This window comes from Pseudomonas fungipugnans, from assembly GCF_029955235.1.
Lineage (GTDB): Bacteria > Pseudomonadota > Gammaproteobacteria > Pseudomonadales > Pseudomonadaceae > Aquipseudomonas > Aquipseudomonas fungipugnans.
Genome location: NZ_JARBWL010000002.1, coordinates 257,725 through 278,272 on the forward strand (window position 1 = coordinate 257,725; position 20,548 = coordinate 278,272).

The following is a 20,548-nucleotide window of genomic DNA, read 5'->3' on the forward strand; positions in this document are numbered from 1 at the left end:
ATTGCGGAGAGTTTTTTCATGGTCAAGAGTTGGCGTGTGCAAGAAGCCGCACGAGAAATTCGCGCCGGGGCGGTCATTGCCTACCCAACCGAAGCTGTCTGGGGTTTGGGCTGTGATCCGTGGAACGAGGAGGCGGTGGATCGTCTGTTGCTGATCAAGGGCCGGTCTGTGGGTAAAGGCCTGATCCTGGTGGCCGACAACATTCGCCAGTTCGACTTCCTGTTCGAGGATTTCCCGGAGCTGTGGATGGACCGCATGGCCAGCACCTGGCCGGGACCGAACACCTGGCTGGTGCCGCATCAGAACATGCTGCCCGAGTGGATTACCGGCGTGCACGAGACCGTGGCCCTGCGGGTCAGCGATCATCCACAGGTGCGGGATTTGTGTTCGCTGGTCGGGCCGCTGGTGTCGACTTCGGCCAACCCCCAGGGCCGGCCGGCAGCGCGCACGCGGATTCGCGTGGAGCAGTATTTCCGTGGGCAGCTTGATCTGGTGCTGGGCGGCAATCTTGGCGGACGCAAGAACCCGAGTGTGATTCGCGATCTGGCGACCGGGCAGGTTGTGCGTCCGGATTGATACCGAGTCGCGGCCTTCGCGAGCAGGCTCGCTCCCACATTAGATCTTCAGTGAACACAGCTTTTGTGTTCGGCAACGATCCAGTGTGGGAGCGAGCCTGCTCGCGAAGGGGCCGGCCTCGACAGCAACAATCCTAAGGCAGCAATACCGTCGAACCGGTCGTACGCCGCGCCGACAACTCGGTCTGCGCCTTCGCCGCTTCGGCCAGTGGGTATTTCTGACTGACATCCACCTTCAACTTGCCGCTGATGATCATCTCGAACAGTTCATCGGCCATGCGCTGCAGGTTTTCGGCGTTGTTGGCGTAAGTCGCCAGCGTTGGCCGGGTCACGTACAGCGAGCCCTTTGCCGACAGGATCCCCAGGTTCACCCCGTCCACTGCCCCGGACGCATTGCCGAAACTCACCACCAGCCCGCGAGGCGCAGTGCTGTCGAGCGATGTCAGCCAGGTGTCCTTGCCGACGCCGTCGTACACCACCGGGACTTTCTTGCCTTCGGTCAATTCCAGGACGCGCTGCGCAACGTTCTCATGGCTGTAATCGATGGTTGCCCAGGCACCGTTGGCCTTGGCCAGTGCGGCTTTCTGCGGCGAACTGACTGTACCGATCAGCTTCACGCCCAGCGCCTTGGCCCATTGGCAGGCCAGGGAGCCGACACCGCCCGCCGCCGCGTGGAACAGAATGGTTTCGCCACCCTTGAGTTCATAGGTCTGACGCAGCAGGTACTGCACGGTGAGGCCCTTGAGCATCACCCCGGCAGCCTGTTCGAAACTGATGGCGTCCGGCAGGTGCACCAGATTGGCTTCCGGCAACACGTGAACCTGACTGTAGGCCCCCAACGGACCGCTGCCATAGGCCACGCGATCACCGACCTTGAAGCGGGTGACGGCACTGCCCACCGCCTCGACGATACCGGCACCCTCGGCCCCCAGGCCCGACGGCAAGGCCGGTGGTGCATACAGGCCGCTGCGGAAATAGGTGTCGATGAAGTTCAGGCCGATGGCCTTGTTGGTGACGCGGACCTGCTGCGGGCCGGGTTCGGCGGGCTGGAACTCCACATACTCGAGCACTTCGGGGCCGCCATGGGCGCGGAACTGGATACGCTTTGCCATCAGAACTCTCCTTAGGTCTTTTGCAGAGCTCCCTATCGGACTCCTAAGCTTGATCTTCGTCAACTGCGGCACGCGCACCGGCGATGTTATGCTACGCGCCCATTTGCGCCGGCCCCCGCTCCCATGGAGCGGCGCTTCGTTTTGCCCGATTCAAGGTGATGACATGACGACCCGCACCGAGGCTGTAAAAGCCTATCTGCTCGACCTGCAAGACCGTATTTGCGCCGCTCTGGAAGCCGAAGACGGCGGCACGCGCTTCGTCGAAGATGCCTGGGCGCGTCCGGCCGGCGGTGGCGGTCGCACCCGCGTGATCGAAAATGGCACGGTGATTGAAAAGGGCGGCGTCAACTTTTCCCATGTCTTTGGCAGCGGCCTGCCCCCGTCCGCCAGCGCCCACCGGCCGGAACTGGCGGGCCGTGGTTTCGAAGCCCTGGGCGTGTCGCTGGTGATTCACCCGCACAACCCGCATGTGCCGACATCCCACGCCAACGTGCGCTTTTTCATCGCGGAAAAAGAAGGCGAAGAACCGGTCTGGTGGTTCGGCGGCGGCTTCGACCTGACGCCTTACTACGGCAATGAAGAAGACTGCGTACACTGGCACCGCGTCGCCGAGCAGGCTTGTGCGCCGTTCGGCCCGGACGTCTATTCGCGCTACAAAGCCTGGTGCGACAGCTACTTCCACATCAAGCACCGCCACGAACCACGGGGCATTGGCGGCTTGTTCTTCGATGACCTGAACGAGTGGGACTTCGACACCAGCTTCGCCTTCATGCGCGCCATCGGCGACGCCTACATCGAGGCCTATCTGCCGATTGTGCAGCGCCGCAAGAACGATGCGTTCACAGCCAGGCAGCGCGAATTCCAGGAATTCCGCCGTGGGCGTTATGTCGAGTTCAACCTGGTCTATGACCGTGGCACGCTGTTTGGCCTGCAATCGGGTGGGCGTACCGAGTCGATTCTCATGTCGCTGCCGCCGCAAGTGCGCTGGGGCTACGACTGGAAGGCCGAGCCGGGCAGTGAAGAAGCACGGTTGACCGAGTATTTCCTGCAAGATCGCGACTGGTTGGCCAAAGGCTGAACGAGGAATGTTGATGGACCGTTATGTTGTTTTCGGTAACCCGATTGGCCACAGCAAGTCGCCGCTGATCCATCGCCTGTTCGCCGAGCAGACCGCTCAGCAACTGGACTACAGCACGTCGCTGGCGCCGCTTGATGATTTTTCCGAGTTTGCCCGCAAATTCTTCCGCGCCGGTCGTGGGGCAAATGTCACGGTGCCGTTCAAGGAAGAAGCGTTTCGCCTGGCCAATAGCCTGACGAAACGGGCGCAGCGCGCCGGTGCAGTAAACACCCTGAGCAAACTGGCTGACGGCAGCCTGCTGGGTGACAACACCGACGGTGCCGGGCTGGTGCGCGACCTGACAGTCAACGCCGGTTTCAGCCTCAAGGGTAAACGCATCCTGCTGCTGGGCGCTGGTGGTGCCGTGCGTGGGGCGCTGGAACCGTTGCTGGCTGAGCAACCGGCGTCGGTGATCATCGCCAACCGCACGGTGGAAAAAGCCGAGTTGCTGGCCGAATTGTTCGCCGACCTCGGGCCGGTTTCTGCCAGTGGTTTCGATTGGCTGAAGGAGCCGGTGGACCTGATCATCAACGCGACGTCTGCCAGTTTGTCAGGGGATGTGCCGCCGATTGCCGGTAGCTTGATCGAGCCGGGCAAGACCGTTTGCTACGACATGATGTACGGCAAGGAACCGACCTCGTTCTGCCGCTGGGCCAGTGAACACGGCGCGGCGGTCGCGATGGATGGCTTGGGCATGTTGGCCGAACAGGCGGCGGAAGCGTTTTTCCTGTGGCGCGCAGTGCGGCCGGATACGGCGCCGGTGCTGGCGGAACTACGTCGACAGTTGGCCCTTTAAAGCTTCGTCGGAACGCCGCCCGGAGCAAGCCCACTCCCATAGTTGATCTTCAGTGAACACAAAATTGGAGCTCGGCAGCGATCCAGTGTGGGAGCGGGCTTGCTCGCGAATGGCGTCGACACTGATTTTGGATCAATCCTCAAACCTGATCGGACATTTCTCCGCCCCTTCCAGCTTCCTCAATTCCTCCACCACCGGCCCCCGCGCCCCGCGCAAGGTCAGGCTGCGATCCTGCTGGAGCAACCGTCGCGCCTCCTGATGCAGCATCTCCACACCCGAATAGTCAATGAAGTTGATGTGCTGCGCCTCGATCACCACCCGTGGGCCGTGCATCCGTTGCAGGCGCACTTGCAGGTAATGGCTGGCGCCGAAAAAGATCGACCCGCCAACCCGCAGAATATCTTCATCACCACGGCGCCAATGCTGCACGCGGGGTTGCGAGGTGCGTTTGAGGTAGAAGAACAGCGAGGCCAGCACCCCGGCATAAATCGCCGTCTGCAACTCCAGCAGCAATGTGGCGACACAGGTCAGGGCCATGACCACGAATTCGGCGCGGCTGACCCGCAGCAACGCCCGAATACCGCGATGGTCCACCAGCCCCCAGGCGATCAACAGAATGCTGCCGGCCATCGCCGGGATCGGGATGTGCGCAATCAGCGCCGCGCCGAAAATCGCGAACAGCGCCACCCACAATGCCGAAAATACCCCGGCCAGCGGCGAACAGGCGCCTGCCTCAAAACTCAGCCCCGAGCGGGTGAACGAGCCGGCGGACAAGGAGCCTGAAAAAAATGCCCCAATGATGTTCGATAAACCCTGGGCGCGGACTTCCTGGTTGGCATCGAGCAATTGCTGCGAACGGCTGGCGATCGAGCGCGCAATCGACAGGCTGGTCACCAGCCCGAGCATGCCGATGGCCACTGCGCTCGGCAGCAGGCGTAGCACCAGGTCCAGATCCAGCGGCAATTTGCTGAAGGGCGGCAACTGGCCGACAAAGGCGCTGACCAATTTCACCTGGCCGAACATCGACGGCCACAGCCACACCAGCAACCCGCCCAGCACCAGCGTGATCAGCAGCGTCGGCCAGCGTGGCAGCAACAGTTTCAGTGCCGCGCCCACCACCACGGTCGCAAGGCCAAGCATCAGCGACGGTTTATCCACAGCCCCGAGATGGCTGAGCAACGTCACCAGACTGTCCAACGCCGTCGCCTGATTCGGCAGGTCCAGCCCCAACAGATTCGGTAATTGCCCGATGGCAATCACCACCGCCGCGCCGAGGGTGAAGCCCAGCACCACGGAATGGGAGACGAAGTTCACCAACGCGCCGAAACGCAGCAAACCCAGCAGCCACTGGAAAATCCCGGCGAGCAGCGTCAGCAGCAGGATCAGCGTGATGTAGTCCTCGGACGCAGGCACGGCCAGAGGGCTGACGCTGGCGTACAAGACAATGGAGATCGCCGCTGTAGGACCGCAGATCAGGTGCCACGACGAACCCCAGAGACAGGCGATCAACACCGGGATGATTGCGGCATAGAGGCCGTATTCCGGTGGGAGACCGGCGATCAGCGCGTAGGCAATGGACTGCGGCAGCGCGAGAATCGCGCCGCTGAGGCCGACCATCAGATCGCGGCCAACACTGGCGCGGGTCTGCCTGGGCAGCCAACTGAGAAAGGGAAAGAGTGAATGGCGGCTGGGGAAGGCCATGGGTCCTCTCGGGTGGGAGTTTGCGCAAGGGTAGCAGGACGGCCCCTGTGGGAGCAGGCAGCACAGGCGTAAGTCAGGCAAAACACAAACCTGTGGGAGCGGGCTTGCTCGCGAAAGCGGTGGGTCAGTCAATAATGTTTAGCCTGATACACCCTCTTCGCGAGCAAGCCCGCTCCCACAGGGAATACTGGGTTGCCGTCTTACAACTTGGCCTTCACCGCCCCCAGCGCGTCCTGCCCGTCCACGGTCTTCACCCCCTCCAGCCATTTATCCAGCACCGCCGGATTGGCCTTGATCCACGCCTTCACCGCGTCGGCATTGCTGACCTTCTTGTTTACCACCTCGGCCATGATGCTGTTCTCCATTTCCTGGGTGAACGTCAGGTTAGTCAGCAATTTGCCGACGTTGGGACAGGCCTGTGCATAACCTTTGCGGGTCAGTGTATAAACCGCGCCGGTGTCACCGAAGTACTTCTCGCCGCCCTTCAGGTAATGCATTTTCAACTGCACGTTCATCGGGTGCGGCGTCCAGCCGAGGAACGTCACGAACTTCTGTTTTTTCACGGCGCGAGACACTTCGGCCAGCATCGCCTGCTCACTGGACTCGATCAGCTTCCACTGGCCGAGGTCGAAATCGTTCTTCTTGATGATGTCTTGCAACGAGATGTTCGCCGGGGCGCCGGAGCCGATGCCGTAGATCTTCTTGTCGAACTTGTCGGCAAATTTGTTCAGGTCGGCAAAGTTATGCACACCCGCGTCCCAGACGTAATCCGGGACCGCCAGGGTGAACTCGGTGCCGTCGAGGTTCTTCGCCAGTTGCGTGACATCGCCGGTAGCGACGAATTTGTCATAGAACCCCTGCTGCGCCGGCATCCAGTTACCCAGAAACACATCGACCTGGCCATCCTTGAGCCCGCCAAACGTGATGGGCACCGCCAGCGTGTCGACCTTGGCCTTGTAGCCCATGCCGTCCAGTAGAAACCCGGTGATGGCGTTGGTCGCGGCGATGTCGCTCCAGCCTGGGTCGGCCATTTTCACCGTTTCGCAGCTTTGATCGGCGGCGTACGCCGATGCGCTGCTCAACGCCATCAGCGCAACCGCGACTACTGTGGATAACTTTTGCATGGACGTCCCCTTCACATTATTGGTTTTGGCAGGGTTGTGGATAACGTGCTTTGCGCTCCAGATCATCCAGGTCGATGTGGTTGCGCATGTACTGCTGACTGGCGTCCACCAGCGGCTGGTGATCCCAGCTCTTCAGCTTGCCGAGGGTCAGCGCGTCGGCGACGAACCGCCGACGCCGCTGGCTGGCGAGCACCTGTTGGTGGATCGCCGGGATATCCCATTTGGCCCGGGCTTCGGTCAGGAACGCATCGAACAACGGCCGATGTTGCGGCGACTGGCTAAGTTCTTCCTGTTCACGCGGGTCGTTGCGTACGTCGAAGAGTAGGCAAGGGTCGTCCTCGCTGTAGATGAATTTGTAAGCGCCACGGCGGATCATCATCAGCGGGCCGACGGTGCCCTCGGCCATGTATTCGCCGAACACTTCGTCATGACCGCCCTGCCCTTGCAGGTGCGGCACCAGCGAACGGCCGTCCAGTGGCAAGCCTGGTTCCAGCGAACCGCCCGCCAGTTCAACGAAGGTCGGCAGCAAGTCGGCGGTGGACACCGCCGCGCTGACCCGGCCCGCGCCGAACTGCCCCGGCGCACTGATCAACAGGGGCACACGGGCGGCCATCTCGAACCAGTGCATTTTGTACCAGAGCCCGCGTTCGCCGAGCATGTCGCCGTGGTCGCCGGAGAAGACGATGATGGTGTCGTCGATCAGCCCGGTTTCCTCTAGCGTTTGCAGGAGTTTGCCGACGTTGCTGTCGATATAGCTGCACGCACCGAAGTAGGCACGGCGAGCGTCGCGAATCTTGTCCACAGGCAGCGGCTTGTCCCACAGGTCGTAAACCTTGAGCAAACGTTGCGAGTGTGGATCGAGTTCGTCTTGGGCCGGGGTTGTCGGCAACGGGATGTCGGCGTTGTCATACAGGTCCCAGAATGCTTTGGGAATCGTGTACGGATCGTGTGGGTGAGTCATCGATACAGTAAGGCAAAACGGCTGGTCGCCGTCTTCGCGAATATGGTCGAACAGGTATTGCTGCGCCTTGAACACCACCTCTTCGTCGAAATCCAACTGATTGGTGCGCACGCACGGCCCGGCTTGCAGCACCGAGGACATGTTGTGATACCAGCTGGGTCGCACGTCTGGCTCATCCCAGTTCACCGCCCAGCCATAGTCGGCGGGGTAAATGTCGCTGGTCAGGCGTTCTTCGTAGCCGTGAAGCTGATCCGGGCCGCAGAAATGCATCTTGCCCGACAGCGCCGTGCGATAGCCCAGGCGCCGCAGGTAATGGGCGTAAGTCGGGACGTCGGCGGGAAAATCCGCCGCGTTATCGTAGGCGCCGATCTTGCTCGGCAACTGGCCGCTGACCAGGGTAAAGCGCGACGGCGCACACAACGGGCTGTTGCAGTAAGCGGCATCGAACACCACGCCTTGGGCGGCGAGGCGGCTGAGATTGGGCAGTTTGATTGGCGATGGGCCGTAAAACGGCAACATTGGCGCGGCCATTTGATCGGCCATGATGAAAAGAATGTTCTTGCGCTTCATGTGATCGCGGCATTCCATAGTGAATATTTATGCGAGAGTGCTGCGACCGAGCATGGATTCCATGACTTCAGCGGTAAAGCCCGCGCCGGGCAATGACTAGGATAAGTACAGCTTATGTATGACGCTCTGGGTGATTTGTCCCTCGACCTGCTGCGCGCTTTCGAGGCGGCGGCCCGCCAGCGCAGCTTTACCGCCGCCGCCGTGGAGCTGGGCACGACGCAGCCGGCGATCAGCCAACAGATCAAACGGCTGGAAGATCAACTCGCCACGCGCTTGTTTGATCGCATTTACCGGGGCATTGAACTGACGGAATCCGGGAGCATTCTTTTCGAGCAGGTTCAGCTCGGTTTGCAGAATATCGACGCAGGATTGAGCTCAATCAGCGCACAGCAGCAACACGAGGTGTTACAGGTCGCCACGGATTTTGCTTTTGCTGCCTATTGGTTGATGCCACGCCTGCACCGCTTTCACGAAGCCAATCCGCAGGTCGATGTCAGCCTGGTGACCAGCGAGCGCAACCACAACATGTTGCGCACCGACATCGACGTGGCTGTACTGTTTGGCGATGGCCGCTTTAAACAAGGTGAAAGCCACTGGCTGTTCAGTGAGGAAGTGTTTCCGGTGTGCAGTCCGCTGCTGCTCAAAGACCGCGTCCTGCCCTTGCCCGCCGAGGCGTTACGCGACTTACCTTTGCTGCACTTGCGTGGCGAAAACAGTAGCAACTGGTTCGACTGGAGCGGCGTATTCCGCGAACTGGGGATAACTTCCGCGCCGGCGCCGGGGCAGCTGCGTTTCGACAATTACACGCTGTTGATTCAGGCGGCGATTGGCGGCCAGGGCGTGGCGATTGGTTGGCGCCACCTTGTGGATAACTTGCTGGCGCAGGGCTTGTTGTGTCGGCCGATTGCCGAAACCACCCTGTCGCGCCTCGGTTATTACGTGGTGTTGCCACAGCGCAAACGGCGTGGGGTGTTGATCCGGCAGTTCGTCGAGTGGCTGATGGCGGAACAGGCCAGCAGTGCGCAATCGTTGAATGGCCTGCCGTTGCCATCGATTGCGGTGTGAAGGATGAAAAGATCGCAACGGCGATCTTTTACGGTTCCGAAGCCGCAACAAAACTCACATGCTCACCCACATGCAGATTCAACCGCAGCTCATCGGCAATCCCCACCGCCACCCGGTTCAACCGCTCAAGCGGTTCCGCCAGCCCCGACTCCAGGCTGCTGGTGACCTGACTGAAATGTTCGATGGTCAGCCCGTGCACACCACGCGGGGCGTTCACCAGCGTCCATTGCAAACGGCTGCTTTGCAGCGCCTCGCGGATTTCTTCGGCGGCGTGGCGTTGCAGTCGGTCTTCTATTTCCGGGTCGTCCAGCAGGTCAAAATCCCCGACGACGAACAGCCGCGTAATCCCCGCCGCCTGCATGCCATCAATCAACGCATCCACCGCCAGCACCTGTTCGACCGGGCCGGGCACGATGGTTTTTTCCACTTGTTCGCTGTTCATCGGCAGTCCCGGCGCATCCACTAGACAGATCACCGCCGAACATCCCGCTACACTTTGCTTGACCCGCTCGGCATCAAACAGATCGCCGGTCTTGGTGCGCAAGCCGGGTCGGGGCGCGAGCGCAGTCAGGTCATCCAGAATCGCGATCACTTCATGCTGACGCCGCAGCATTTCAGCCATCAGCGCACTGCCCAGGCTACTCATGGCACCATAAAGCACCACTTTCACCACTGGGGTTTCGGCATTTTTCATGGCTGAGTTCCTTGTTTCCTACGTATATGGCGTGTGACCTGTAGGAAGCGGCGAGGGTTCGACCGGGTTTTACGAGAGGTTCAAATGCAGCAGATCAACGGCTATCACGCTCACGTTTATTTCAATGCCAGCACCCTCGATCAAGCGCGAGACTTGTGTGAGACAGCCGCGCAACGATTCCCGCTGAAGATGGGCCGTGTGCACGAACGCCCGGTCGGTCCGCACCCGGACTGGAGCTGCCAACTGGCGTTCGAGCCGCAATATCTGGGCGACGTGCTGCCTTGGCTGGCGCTCAACCGCAACGGACTGGTGGTGTTCCTGCACCCGGACACCGGGGATGATCTGCTCGACCACACCGAGCACGCGATCTGGATGGGCGCGATTCGCCCGCTGGACCTGTCAATTTTCTGATCAGATTTTTTCCTCGGCCTCACTGGGCAACTGTTCATCCAGGTGCAGCCAGGGCAAGCGGCTGGTGGTCCAGATATGCCGGTCGGCGCGCGCCAACTCCGGGTGATCGAGGGTGGCGATGGTCACGTCGATGCGCTCGGGGCTGAGCGTGGTGATCAGCGCCAGCTGCGCCCCACAGTTCGAACAGAAACATCGCACACAGCTTGCCGAAGAGTCATACCGCGCCGGCGTCCCGGCCAGCCAGGCAAAGGCTGCCATCGGCACCGTGATCCAGGTGGTCACGATCCCGCCACTGACCCGTCGGCAAATTGAGCAATGGCAATGCGCAATGTCGCGTAATTCACCCGTGAACTGATAGCGGATTTGGCCGCAATGGCAGCCGCCCTGATGTCGCTCTTCCATGTCCACTCCTCCAGCTCTTGTGTTGATTGACTGTAGTCCCCGTCCGACGACCGGTTGTACATTCGCTCAATGCTTTGACCGGCGAAAGCTGGCTGAAAGCTTTCCCCATTAGGATCGCCCGCACTGCCGGCAACAGACCGGTTGGCCTCGCGTGTGTTTTGGCGCGTACGGCCCAATTAACAACAACAATGGTGATTCCCGATGTCCTTTGCTACCCGCCGCTTCGCAGCAACTCCACCCGTACGCCTCGCGCCTCCCGTTCTGCGCTGACCTCACCCGGTTCGCCCATTTCCCCTAGCCGCGCTACGCCTGGAGTATTCCCATGCTGACTTTCCTTGGCTTTGCCATGGTCATCACGTTCATGTTCCTGATCATGACCAAGCGCCTGTCCGCGCTGATTGCCCTGATCATTATTCCGATCCTCTTCGCCTTGTTCGGCGGTTTTGCGCCGAAGATCGGCCCGATGATGCTCGAAGGCATCACCAAGCTCGCGCCGACTGGCGTGATGCTGATGTTCGCTATTCTCTATTTCGCCCTGATGATCGACTCCGGCCTGTTCGACCCGGCCGTGCGCAAGATCCTCAAACTGGTCAAGGGCGACCCGTTGAAAGTTTCGGTCGGCACCGCCGTTCTGGCGCTCGTTGTTTCCCTTGATGGTGACGGCGCGACCACTTATATGATCTGCGTGGCCGCCATGCTGCCGCTCTACAGCCGCATCGGCATGAGCCCGCGGATCATGGCCGGCCTGATCATCCTCGCCGGCGGCGTGATGAACATGACACCCTGGGGCGGCCCGACCGCCCGTGCGGCCAGTGCGCTGCATGTGGATGCGTCCGACATCTTCGTACCAATGATCCCGGCGATGCTGGCCGGTGTGGTGGCAATCCTGGCGATTGCCTATTTCTACGGTAAGCGCGAGCGTGCGCGCCTGGGGGAATTGCACCTGGTGGGCGACGAAATAGACCACAGCGAGATCAGCGTTTCGCAGTACCCTGACGCCCGCCGTCCGAAGCTGATCTGGTTCAACGGCCTGTTGACCATCGCGTTGATGTGCACCCTGATTGCAGGCCTGTTGCCGTTGCCGGTGCTGTTCATGGTGGCGTTCAGTATCGCGATGATCGTCAACTACCCGTGCCTGCAAATGCAGAAGGACCGCATTGCGGCCCACGCCGGTAGCGTGCTGTCGGTGGTCGGTCTGATTTTCGCTGCCGGCATCTTCACCGGTATCCTGACCGGAACCGGCATGGTCGACGCCATGTCGAAAAGCCTGTTGGCGGTGATCCCGGATTTCCTCGGCCCGTACCTGGCGGTCATCACGGCGCTGGTGAGCATGCCGTTCACGTTCTTCATGTCGAACGACGCATTTTATTACGGTGTATTACCAGTGCTGGCCGAAGCGGCCAGTCACTACGGCATCACGGCAGTGGAAATGGCCCGTGCCTCGATCGTCGGTCAGCCCGTCCACTTGCTGAGCCCGCTGGTTCCGTCTACATATTTGCTGGTGGCGCTGGCCGGGATCGAATTTGGCGATCATCAACGTTTCACCCTGAAATGGGCTGTACTGGTCTGCCTGTGCATATTGGCGGCCGCACTGCTGTTGGGGACTTTCCCGCTGTTCAGCACTTTGTAACGGCATCAACTCACCTCGCCGCCAGCTGATTGCTGGCGTCGTGGTTTAACACTCGTTTAAAGGAATACACATGGAATGGCTGACCAACCCTGAGATCTGGGTTGCCTTCTTCACCCTGACCGCCCTGGAAATCGTCCTGGGTATCGATAACATCATCATGATTTCGATCCTGGTCAGCCGCATGCCGAAACACATGCAGGCACGCACGCGGATTTTCGGTCTGGCGCTGGCCATGATCACGCGGATTTTGTTGCTGCTGTCCATCACCTGGGTCATGCGCCTCACCGCCGACCTGTTCGTGGTGTTCGGCCAGGGCATTTCCGGGCGCGACCTGATCCTGTTCTTCGGTGGTCTGTTCCTGCTGTGGAAGAGCTCGCAAGAGATGTACCACGCGCTGGAAGGCGAGGATGAAACCGGCGACGAGCCTTCGGGCAAGGGCGGCAACTTCCTCTACACCATCATCCAGATTGCGATCATCGACATCGTGTTCTCGCTGGATTCGGTGATTACCGCGGTCGGCATGGTGTCCCATGTGCCCGTCATGGTCGCGGCGATCATTGTCGCGGTGCTGGTGATGATGCTGGCTGCCGGCAAGATCAGCGAATTCATCGACAAACACCCGTCGCTGAAAATGCTCGCCCTGGCGTTCCTGCTGGTGGTGGGTACGGTGCTGATTGCCGAAGCGTTTGGCGTGCATGTGCCTAAAGGCTACGTCTACTTCGCCATGGGCTTCTCGCTGGCAGTCGAAGCCATCAACATCAAGATGCGCACCGCGATTGCGAGAAAGAAGAAGCAGCAAGACCCGGTGAAACTGCGCAAGGATGTTCCGGAGCAGTAAGCCGGAAAACCCGTACGCATAACCTGTGGGAGCGAGCCTGCTCGCGAAGAGGGCGTGTCAGTCGACATGTATGTTGGCTGATACACCGCTTTCGCGAGCAGGCTCGCTCCCACATTTGTTTTGTGTAAGCCGTTACTCTGCCGGAACCAGGTTATCCAGCACCCGATTTACCGCCAATTCCCCCAGCATGATGATCTGCTGCAGCGCCAGCAGGGTGCTGCGCTGTGGGCCCTCCAGAAAACCAGCGAAATCACTGGCCATGACGCTGGCCGACGCCATTGATTCGCACGCATGAACGAGCAGGGTTTCGTTATCGATCTTGGGGTTGATGAGGAAAATGGTGCTGGGTTTGCGCGGCGGCAGGGAAGCGTTCAGAGGACTGGGGCTGAGGTAGAGATCGATGGCCCGGTCGGCGATTTCTTTCAGTTTTTGCGCATCGAGTATTGCATCGGGCGGGACGGGATCGGTGTCCGGTGGGTTGGGAGTTACTTTGAACATGTTTGCTTTATCTCGTAAATAGAGCCGCAGCCATGTCGCTACTAAACGAAAGGGTGGCAGCTGTGCGCAGGTTAGTAGACCGGATAAGCAACAAAACCGGCGCGTCCGAAGACGCCATGCGCACAGCCACCATCAAGTGCAGGCGTATGCCTGACTGAGATGACACCTGTGCAACCGATATTACTTATCCGGGCTACTAAACCCGACCACTGATGGGCAGTGGCAGGAGAACGATAGAGGCTAGGGGCCAGACGCACAAGCCGGCGGATTCTGGCTTACCTGTAGGCAACGGCGCAAGGCGTTGTAGCCTGCGGAAAAAAGATCTGGCACTCATTAAACACACCGAACATCTGTGGCGAGGGAGCTTGCTCCCGCTGGGCTGCGAAGCAGCCCCAAAAGATGTTTGCTGAACAATCACGATAAAAAAAGGGCCGCTCCGCGCCCCAGCGGGAGCAAGCTCCCTCGCCACAAAACGTCAAAGTTTCAAACCCCCAAAGGTTGACGCACACGCCTGCGGTGGTTAGCGTCCCCCGCTCGCGTCAAACGACAACGCCAAGGAATGCACATGTCAGGAAAACCAGCTGCCCGCGTCACGGACCCGGCCACCTGCCCGCTCCCGGGCCACGGCACCAACCCCATCGCCAGCGGTTCGCCCGACGTTTTCTTCAACGGGCTCGCCGCCGCCCGCGTCAGTGACACATGCACCTGCGGCCAGCCCCTCACCGGCGGCTTCTCTTCAACGGTGTTCATCAACGGCCTCAACGCCCTGACCATTGATAGCACCGGCGGTCATGGCGGCGTGGTGGTGGGCGGCTCCGGCAACGTCATCATCGGCGACAGCCACACCCCCGCACCCTTCATCCCACCGCTGCCGATCATTGGCCAGCCTTTGGTGGAGTTCAAAGCCGTCAGCGCCGGCAATGGCGAACCGATTGCCGAGCAAGACTACGAAATCGAAACCGCCGAAGGCCGCATCGTCAAAGGCCAGACCAACGCCCAGGGCATGACCCAAAGCGTCGCCACCCTCAAGCCCGACCTCGCCGTCGTCCGCTGGACCGTCTGAGCCTCAAGGAAGAAAGAAATGACCGGACAATGCATCGCACCAGATGACCTGGACATGAAAAAACTCTGGGACAGCACCTGCGAGCTGCCCACCTGCAAACGCGAAACCAGCACCGCCGGCCCCAACCCGAAAACCCGCATCGAAGTGCCCCTGCTGACCTGCAACTGCCTGTGGCGCCGCTTTCAAAAAGAAGCCGAAGACTGGGTCGCCCCCGGCGGCGTCCTGATCGCCGACCCACAAGCCCGCAACCGCAAGATCAACGCCGCGTACGCGCAGCTGTGGCTGGCGGATAACCGGTTCCAGTGGGCCGGGTTGGCGGCGTTTGCGTCGAAGCAGGTGGGGTGCGGGTTGATTCATGCCACCAAATTGCAAACGGCTATTGCGGCGCAAAAGGCTGCGCAGGAAAAACTGCGAACGGCTAAATCGGAAACCCTTTTCGAGGGCTTTGGGTTCAAATTCAGCAAGACCGATCCCGCCGTGGAGGAAGAGGTAGAAAGAGCCCGAGCCGCCAACCCGATGCCCACCGAAGACATTACCTTCGGCGATGACACGCGATCCGTGGTCCAGCAGCAACTGGACTATGTGTATGAAATGCTGGCGCTGGGGAACACTTCGCTCTTTCTGGATGTTTATCCGTTGCATCGGTTTTTTATGGTGCGGGGTTACAAGGAGATGGAGAAGTGTTTGCCTGATCGCAGCAGCCTGAAAAATGAAGTGCTTTGGCCTATTGCGGATAAAGTCGAATTTGGCATGGCTCGACTAGAGGTTTCTGAAACATTCGCCTCTATCGACAGAGGGGATATTAGTGCCAGCGTCAGGGCTATGGCACGGCATGAACAGATAAATATTCTTCAACCTGCAATGTATGAGGATGCGCATTTCGCTTATTTGATGCGAGGCACTCATGCAGGTAATGCTGTGTCAGTGGTCACTGGAATACTGTCCGGAGCGGCAGAAGAAATTCAGCTGACCCTGGCAAGCCAATGCAAAGCACCAGACGATCGAAAAGTGAGCTTCGGCAATAATCCATTGGCCAATTTGGCGGACAAGGATCAACGTATGGAGTTCGTCCTGCGAGCGGCGACTCAATTTGACACTCTGCTCAAGAACCCAGCCGCACACGCCAAACTAAAGGAATCCATCACAGAAATTGCCAATGGTGGAGGAGTAAAGTGATGCGGAAATTGCTTTGGATCCTTTTGATAGCGCTATCGATTTTTCTCACGATTTATGTATTTCGCGAGCTCAAGGCAATCAATACGATTTCCGTACATGTCGGAAAGTCATATGAAGATGTAGTGCAAGACTCTACGTTTTCAGTCAAGTCAAAAACTGTGATGTATCCAAGCGACCCACCCGAAGTGGATTCAACCTGGATTAGCAGCCCAGTGATCGTTCAATTTGATGATCCCCAGCACGGATTTACCCTGCCGCCGACGAAGTTTGGTGCTGTCGGTTACTACAAAGAAAAAGTCTCAACGATCACTACTTCTCCAATGTTGGAGACCTTACCTTTTGATCAGTTGGTTCCCTTGCTCAGCCATTTGCAGGAGATGCTAAAGGGGGCTGGGTGGATTCCCCGAGACAACGAGAACCATGCTTGGCTCAAGGTAAATAGCGAAAGCGAGAGAACTGCTTTGCAGAGTTTGTTGTTTGACCAAGTCGTCGTGGTGATGCTTCTGATTCCTCATAAATACGGTCTCGCGCTGAACGTCAAATGCTACGCACGCTGCGATGAGCGAGATCCGCAGACGGCTAAATATCTGATCGATGTCAGCGTTGGATCGGATTACTACAGCGAATGAAACGTCGCCTCAAGGTTCGCCGCAGGTGCTGGCCGTGGATGGCGTTTTTTATGCTGTTCGTGTGTCTGACATCGTTTCATTACCCGATTGATATTTTGATCCTTCATATCGGAAAGCCGTACAGCACAGTTGCCAAAGACTCGACGTTCTCTGTCGAAGGTAACACTGCAATTTATCCAGGCGACCCCAATGACGCTACCAATCCTCCTCATCCAAGCTCCACATGGATCAGCAGTCCGACGATCATAGAATTTGATGACCCTGTGTACGGTTTCAGACTGCCCCCCACCATATTTGGCGCTGTTACCTATGACAATCTGAAGGTCCTGAGCATGACGACCTCGCCCATGATCAAAACACTGCCTTTTGAAAACGCGGTGGAGCAATTGGCGGAGTTACAGAGCACCCTCCAAACCCGTCACTGGTTGCTTCAGCCCGTTGAAGAAAATGATTGGTTCAAAATCGAAACCGCTGCAGATCGTGAACGATTGCAGGCAAAGCTTTTCGACCAGGCAGACGGGATTGATCTGTACGTGCCTGAGAAGTACAACCTGATGCTTCTGATCAAATGCTACGCACGCTGCAATGAACGCGATCCGAAGACAGCGAAGTATTTGATTGACGTTAGCGTGGGTAGGGATTACTTCAGTGACTGAATTCCTGCGCAGCTGTTCAGTCAAACCGCAGTACCTGTGGGAGCAAGCCACATAGATTTTTCCAGGCTCGCGGCTTTTTTGTCGTTTTCTGCATCAATCTGTTTTCATGACAGTTTTATTTCAATCACTTCTTTAGCTATGCGATGCTGGCGCCCGGACCGTTAGCCAACTACAGCTTAAGTACAGAACGTAGAACGTCGCGCGGTAACGTCAACTTGCCCCTTTGGGGCGCTACCACCACAGGGGGCCCCATATGCTCACCCTGCTCAATTTGCTCTCTGCCGTGACCCTGCTGATCTGGGGCACGCACATCGTCCGAACCGGCATCCTGCGGGTCTACGGTTCCAACTTGCGCCATGTGATTGGCCAGAACATGTCCAAGCGCTGGCTGGCCTTCGTGGCCGGGATTCTGGTCACGGCCATGGTCCAGAGCAGTAACGCCACGGCCATGCTGGTGACATCCTTTGTCGGCCAGGGCCTGATGGCGCTGACGCCAGCGCTGGCGACCATGCTCGGGGCCGACGTCGGTACGGCGCTGATGGCGCGGGTGCTGACGTTTGACTTGTCGTGGCTGTCGCCGCTGCTGATATTCCTCGGGGTGATCTTCTTTCTGTCGCGCAAACAGACGCGTATCGGGCAGATGGGCCGGGTCAGTATCGGCCTGGGGCTGATCATTCTGGCGCTGCAATTGATCGTCGAAGCCGCCGCACCGATCACCCACGCTCAAGGGGTGAAGGTGATTTTCGCCTCACTGACCGGCGACATCCTGCTCGATGCTCTGGTGGGCGCGCTGTTCGCGATGATTTCCTATTCCAGCCTGGCCGCCGTGCTGCTGACGGCGACCCTGGCCGGTGCCAGTGTGATCAGCTTGCCAGTGGCCATCGGCCTGGTGATCGGTGCCAACATCGGCAGCGGTGTGCTGGCGTTCATGAGCACCAGCATGCAGAACGCGGCGGGCCGTCAGGTGGCGCTCGGCAGCTTGCTGTACAAGCTGATCGGCCTGCTGCTGATCATCCCGGTGCTCGACCCGCTGGTGCACTGGATCGACGGCCTCGACTTCAGCCCGCAGGAAATGGTCATCGGCTTTCACCTGCTCTACAACACCGCCCGTTGCCTGATCCTGCTGCCCAGCGTCGGTCCGATGGCCAGGCTGTGTGCCTGGCTGCTGCCCGAGCGCCCGGAAATCAACGGCATGGCCAAACCCCGGCATCTGGACGCGACCGCACTGGTCACCCCGAGCCTGGCGCTGGCCAACGCGGCCCGGGAAACCCTGCGTATCGGCGACCTGATCGACAACATGCTCGAAGCCATGCTCGACGTGTTGCAGGGCAAGCAGACCGCCGTGACTCAGGAAGTCCGCCGTTTGAGCGATGACGTGGAGGCGCTCTACAGCGCGATCAAACTGTATCTGGCGCAGATGCCACGCGAAGACCTGAGCGATCAGGACAGTCGGCGCTGGGCGGAAATCATCGAGCTGGCGATCAACCTGAAACTGGCCAGCGACCTGATCGAGCGCATGCTGCGCAAGGTCCAGCAGCAGAAGACGTCCCAGCGGCGGTCCTTCTCCGAGGTGGGTCTGGAGGAATTGTCCGGGCTGCAAGGCCAGTTGATTGCCAACCTGCGATTGGGGTTGTCGGTGTTTTTGAGCAGTGATCCGGAAAGCGCTCGCCAGTTGTTGCGGGAAAAACGTCGTTTCCGCGCACAGGAACGGCGTTTGGCGCATGCGCATGTCAGCCGATTGCAACGTAAGATCGTGCAAAGTATCGAAACCAGTTCGCTGCACCTGGAGCTGATTGCCGACATGAAGCGTCTGAATTCGCTGTTTTGCAGCAGCGCTTATGCGGTGCTGGAAACGACTGATACGGGCGGGCTTGATGTCGAGGATGTGGCTGACATTACGCATTCGCCTTGAACGTCTGAGACGGTGGTCAGTCAGTAATACTGGTTCCGGTTCAAGATCATCGCGAGCAAGCTCGCTCCCACAGTTGATTTGAGTAGCACTGAAGATCCAATGTGGGAGCGAGCTTGCTCGCGATGGCGGTCTGGAAAGCGACATGGATCTCCAAATCAGCCGTACGGAAGCCCGTTTATGCGTTGCCTGTTGTTCGCCTGCCTGTTGTTCTCACTGCCCGCGTTTGCCATTGACCGCTTTCAGGTCGAGGGCTATTCATTGCCCAATGGCCTGCAACTGCTGCTCAAACCCGGCACCGAGCGTGGGCATGTGGCGATTCGTCTGGTAGTCGGGGTTGGCCTGGACGACTTCAAGTGCGCCGAGAAAGAGCTGCCGCACCTGCTCGAACACCTGCTGTTCAGCGGTATCGACGCCAGTGGTGAAGGTGGTCTGGAGGAGCGCATGCAGGCGCTGGGCGGCGAGTGGAACGCTTACACCAGCAACGCCGATACCACATTCGTCATCGAGGCCCCGGCGAAAAATCAGCGTCAGGTGCTCGATCTGTTGTTGTCCCTTCTGACCCAGACCCGCATTGACGACAACGCCATCAACGCCGCCAAGCAAGTGGTCGAGCGCGAAGATGGCGGCCATTACTCGCACCTGCAACGCTGGATGGACCGTCAGGATCTGGGGCACACGGCGAGCAATCAACTGGCGGTGGAGCTGGGCCTCAAATGCTCCGAGCGCGCCGAAGTCGATGAGCTGACCCGCGAGCAACTGGATCAGGTGCGCAAGGCCTGGTACGCGCCCAACAACATGAGCCTGATCATTGTCGGCGACCTCGACCGCCTGCTGCCGGCCTATCTGGAACGGGCTTGGGGCGCGCTGGATGCAATTGATCCGAGCGAACATCTGCCGCTGCCCGAAATCAACGCCACCGCTGCGCATGAGCGCAGTCTGATCCACGGCTTTATCGGTGACGGCGCCAAGCTGCACTGGCTGGTGCCGGAGCCGGTGCTGGAAGACGTGCCGGATCAGACCTTCGACTTGCTAAAGGACTATCTGGACTGGGCGTTGTATCGCCAGTTGCGGCTGGCTCACGGCTTGTCCTACGGCCCGTGGGCGGAGCGGGAGCTGTTTGGCTCGGTGGGCTTCATGAGCCTGAACGCGGACCTTGAGCGCGACAAGGTCGACGAGGCCGGGCAGGTGCTGGACGAGCTGAAGTCCGATTTGCTGAAGAACGGCCTCGACGCCGACACCTTCAATCGCCTGAAACAGGCCGCCATCGCCCGTCAGGCCTGGGCCGTGCAAGGCAACAGCGCCCTTGCCGATTACTACTGGAGCGCCTTGGGCGACTACGAGGACGGCCGCTTCGCCGACCCGGCCAGGGACCTGCAAGGGGTGACACTGGAACAGGCGAACACGGCCATGCGCGAGCTGCTGATGCAGCCGGGGTATGTGCGGGTCGAGAAGCCGTTGATGAGTGATGACCAGCTGATGTGGGCGGTGGCCGGGGTGTTGGGGCTGGTGCTGTTGGGGTTGCTGGGCTGGCGCAGCCGCCGCAGGAAGTAACCACGCGCTGATTCAAAGCACTTTTGTGGCGAGGGAGCTTGCTCCCGCTGGGTCGCGTAGCGGCCCC

General features: G+C 59.5%; 20 protein-coding genes. 13 read left to right on the forward strand and 7 right to left on the reverse strand.

The annotated features are described in order from the left end of the window. Positions 1-18 precede the first annotated feature (18 nt). The gene (gene tsaC / locus POF45_RS16155) at positions 19-576 is read left to right on the forward strand and encodes an L-threonylcarbamoyladenylate synthase type 1 TsaC (RefSeq protein ID WP_259497859.1); all 558 of its coding nucleotides are present in this window, start codon (positions 19-21) and stop codon (positions 574-576) included. 133 nt (positions 577-709) lie between these two features. Here the strand turns inward: tsaC and POF45_RS16160 are convergent, their stop codons facing one another. Then, complete coding sequence (locus tag POF45_RS16160; RefSeq protein ID WP_282316133.1) at positions 710-1,687, reverse strand: NADPH:quinone reductase; 978 nt, start codon at positions 1,685-1,687, stop codon at positions 710-712. A gap of 163 nt (positions 1,688-1,850) precedes the next feature. Between POF45_RS16160 and hemF the strand changes: the two genes are divergently transcribed. Together hemF and aroE are read left to right on the forward strand one after the other, a co-directional pair. After that, complete coding sequence (gene hemF, locus POF45_RS16165) at positions 1,851-2,765, forward strand: oxygen-dependent coproporphyrinogen oxidase (protein WP_259497863.1); 915 nt, start codon at positions 1,851-1,853, stop codon at positions 2,763-2,765. Between the two features lie 13 nt (positions 2,766-2,778). Continuing rightward, complete coding sequence (gene aroE / locus POF45_RS16170) at positions 2,779-3,600, forward strand: shikimate dehydrogenase (RefSeq protein WP_259497865.1); 822 nt, start codon at positions 2,779-2,781, stop codon at positions 3,598-3,600. Between the two features lie 132 nt (positions 3,601-3,732). Here the strand turns inward: aroE and POF45_RS16175 are convergent, their stop codons facing one another. The 3 genes from POF45_RS16175 to betC form a co-directional block, all read right to left on the reverse strand. Beyond that, positions 3,733-5,301, reverse strand: coding sequence for a SulP family inorganic anion transporter (locus tag POF45_RS16175; protein WP_282316134.1), 1,569 nt, complete (start codon positions 5,299-5,301; stop codon positions 3,733-3,735). Positions 5,302-5,501: 200 nt separating this feature from the next. Continuing rightward, positions 5,502-6,425, reverse strand: a complete 924-nt coding sequence (gene choX, locus POF45_RS16180; RefSeq protein ID WP_282316135.1) for a choline ABC transporter substrate-binding protein — start codon at positions 6,423-6,425, stop codon at positions 5,502-5,504. Positions 6,426-6,441: 16 nt separating this feature from the next. Continuing rightward, positions 6,442-7,956: a choline-sulfatase gene (gene betC / locus POF45_RS16185; RefSeq protein ID WP_282316137.1), complete on the reverse strand. Its 1,515-nt coding sequence runs from the start codon at positions 7,954-7,956 to the stop codon at positions 6,442-6,444. 114 nt (positions 7,957-8,070) lie between these two features. Here betC and POF45_RS16190 point away from each other — a divergent pair, with 114 nt between their 5' ends. After that, on the forward strand, positions 8,071-9,021 hold the full coding sequence (locus POF45_RS16190) for a choline sulfate utilization transcriptional regulator (RefSeq protein WP_282316138.1): 951 nt from the start codon (positions 8,071-8,073) through the stop codon (positions 9,019-9,021). A gap of 28 nt (positions 9,022-9,049) precedes the next feature. Here the strand turns inward: POF45_RS16190 and POF45_RS16195 are convergent, their stop codons facing one another. Then, positions 9,050-9,715 (reverse strand): NAD(P)-dependent oxidoreductase, encoded by a 666-nt coding sequence (locus POF45_RS16195; protein ID WP_282316139.1) that lies wholly within the window; start codon positions 9,713-9,715, stop codon positions 9,050-9,052. An 84-nt stretch (positions 9,716-9,799) separates the two neighbouring features. Here POF45_RS16195 and POF45_RS16200 point away from each other — a divergent pair, with 84 nt between their 5' ends. Next, positions 9,800-10,126: a DOPA 4,5-dioxygenase family protein gene (locus tag POF45_RS16200; protein ID WP_259497873.1), complete on the forward strand. Its 327-nt coding sequence runs from the start codon at positions 9,800-9,802 to the stop codon at positions 10,124-10,126. Here POF45_RS16200 and POF45_RS16205 read toward each other — a convergent pair whose 3' ends face one another. After that, positions 10,127-10,528: a GFA family protein gene (locus POF45_RS16205; protein WP_259497874.1), complete on the reverse strand. Its 402-nt coding sequence runs from the start codon at positions 10,526-10,528 to the stop codon at positions 10,127-10,129. A gap of 322 nt (positions 10,529-10,850) precedes the next feature. Between POF45_RS16205 and POF45_RS16210 the strand changes: the two genes are divergently transcribed. Together POF45_RS16210 and POF45_RS16215 are read left to right on the forward strand one after the other, a co-directional pair. Continuing rightward, positions 10,851-12,158, forward strand: a complete 1,308-nt coding sequence (locus POF45_RS16210; protein ID WP_259497875.1) for a CitMHS family transporter — start codon at positions 10,851-10,853, stop codon at positions 12,156-12,158. Between the two features lie 70 nt (positions 12,159-12,228). Then, positions 12,229-12,996, forward strand: coding sequence for a TerC family protein (locus tag POF45_RS16215; protein WP_259497876.1), 768 nt, complete (start codon positions 12,229-12,231; stop codon positions 12,994-12,996). Between the two features lie 132 nt (positions 12,997-13,128). Here POF45_RS16215 and POF45_RS16220 read toward each other — a convergent pair whose 3' ends face one another. Further along, complete coding sequence (locus tag POF45_RS16220; protein ID WP_259497877.1) at positions 13,129-13,494, reverse strand: DUF6124 family protein; 366 nt, start codon at positions 13,492-13,494, stop codon at positions 13,129-13,131. A 565-nt stretch (positions 13,495-14,059) separates the two neighbouring features. Between POF45_RS16220 and POF45_RS16225 the strand changes: the two genes are divergently transcribed. The 6 genes from POF45_RS16225 (at position 14,060) to POF45_RS16250 (ending at position 20,481) form a co-directional block, all read left to right on the forward strand. After that, the gene (locus tag POF45_RS16225; RefSeq protein WP_259497878.1) at positions 14,060-14,557 is read left to right on the forward strand and encodes a PAAR domain-containing protein; all 498 of its coding nucleotides are present in this window, start codon (positions 14,060-14,062) and stop codon (positions 14,555-14,557) included. An 18-nt stretch (positions 14,558-14,575) separates the two neighbouring features. After that, positions 14,576-15,733: a DUF2515 family protein gene (locus POF45_RS16230; protein WP_282316140.1), complete on the forward strand. Its 1,158-nt coding sequence runs from the start codon at positions 14,576-14,578 to the stop codon at positions 15,731-15,733. Further along, positions 15,733-16,362: a hypothetical protein gene (locus POF45_RS16235; RefSeq protein ID WP_282316141.1), complete on the forward strand. Its 630-nt coding sequence runs from the start codon at positions 15,733-15,735 to the stop codon at positions 16,360-16,362. Before POF45_RS16230 ends, POF45_RS16235 begins: the two co-directional genes overlap by 1 nt. Then, entirely contained in the window at positions 16,359-17,018 is a 660-nt protein-coding gene (locus POF45_RS16240) for a hypothetical protein (RefSeq protein ID WP_282316142.1), read from the forward strand. Before POF45_RS16235 ends, POF45_RS16240 begins: the two co-directional genes overlap by 4 nt. Positions 17,019-17,271: 253 nt before the next feature. Continuing rightward, on the forward strand, positions 17,272-18,930 hold the full coding sequence (locus POF45_RS16245) for a Na/Pi cotransporter family protein (RefSeq protein WP_259497885.1): 1,659 nt from the start codon (positions 17,272-17,274) through the stop codon (positions 18,928-18,930). A 177-nt stretch (positions 18,931-19,107) separates the two neighbouring features. Then, on the forward strand, positions 19,108-20,481 hold the full coding sequence (locus POF45_RS16250; RefSeq protein ID WP_282316143.1) for a M16 family metallopeptidase: 1,374 nt from the start codon (positions 19,108-19,110) through the stop codon (positions 20,479-20,481). Positions 20,482-20,548 lie beyond the last annotated feature (67 nt).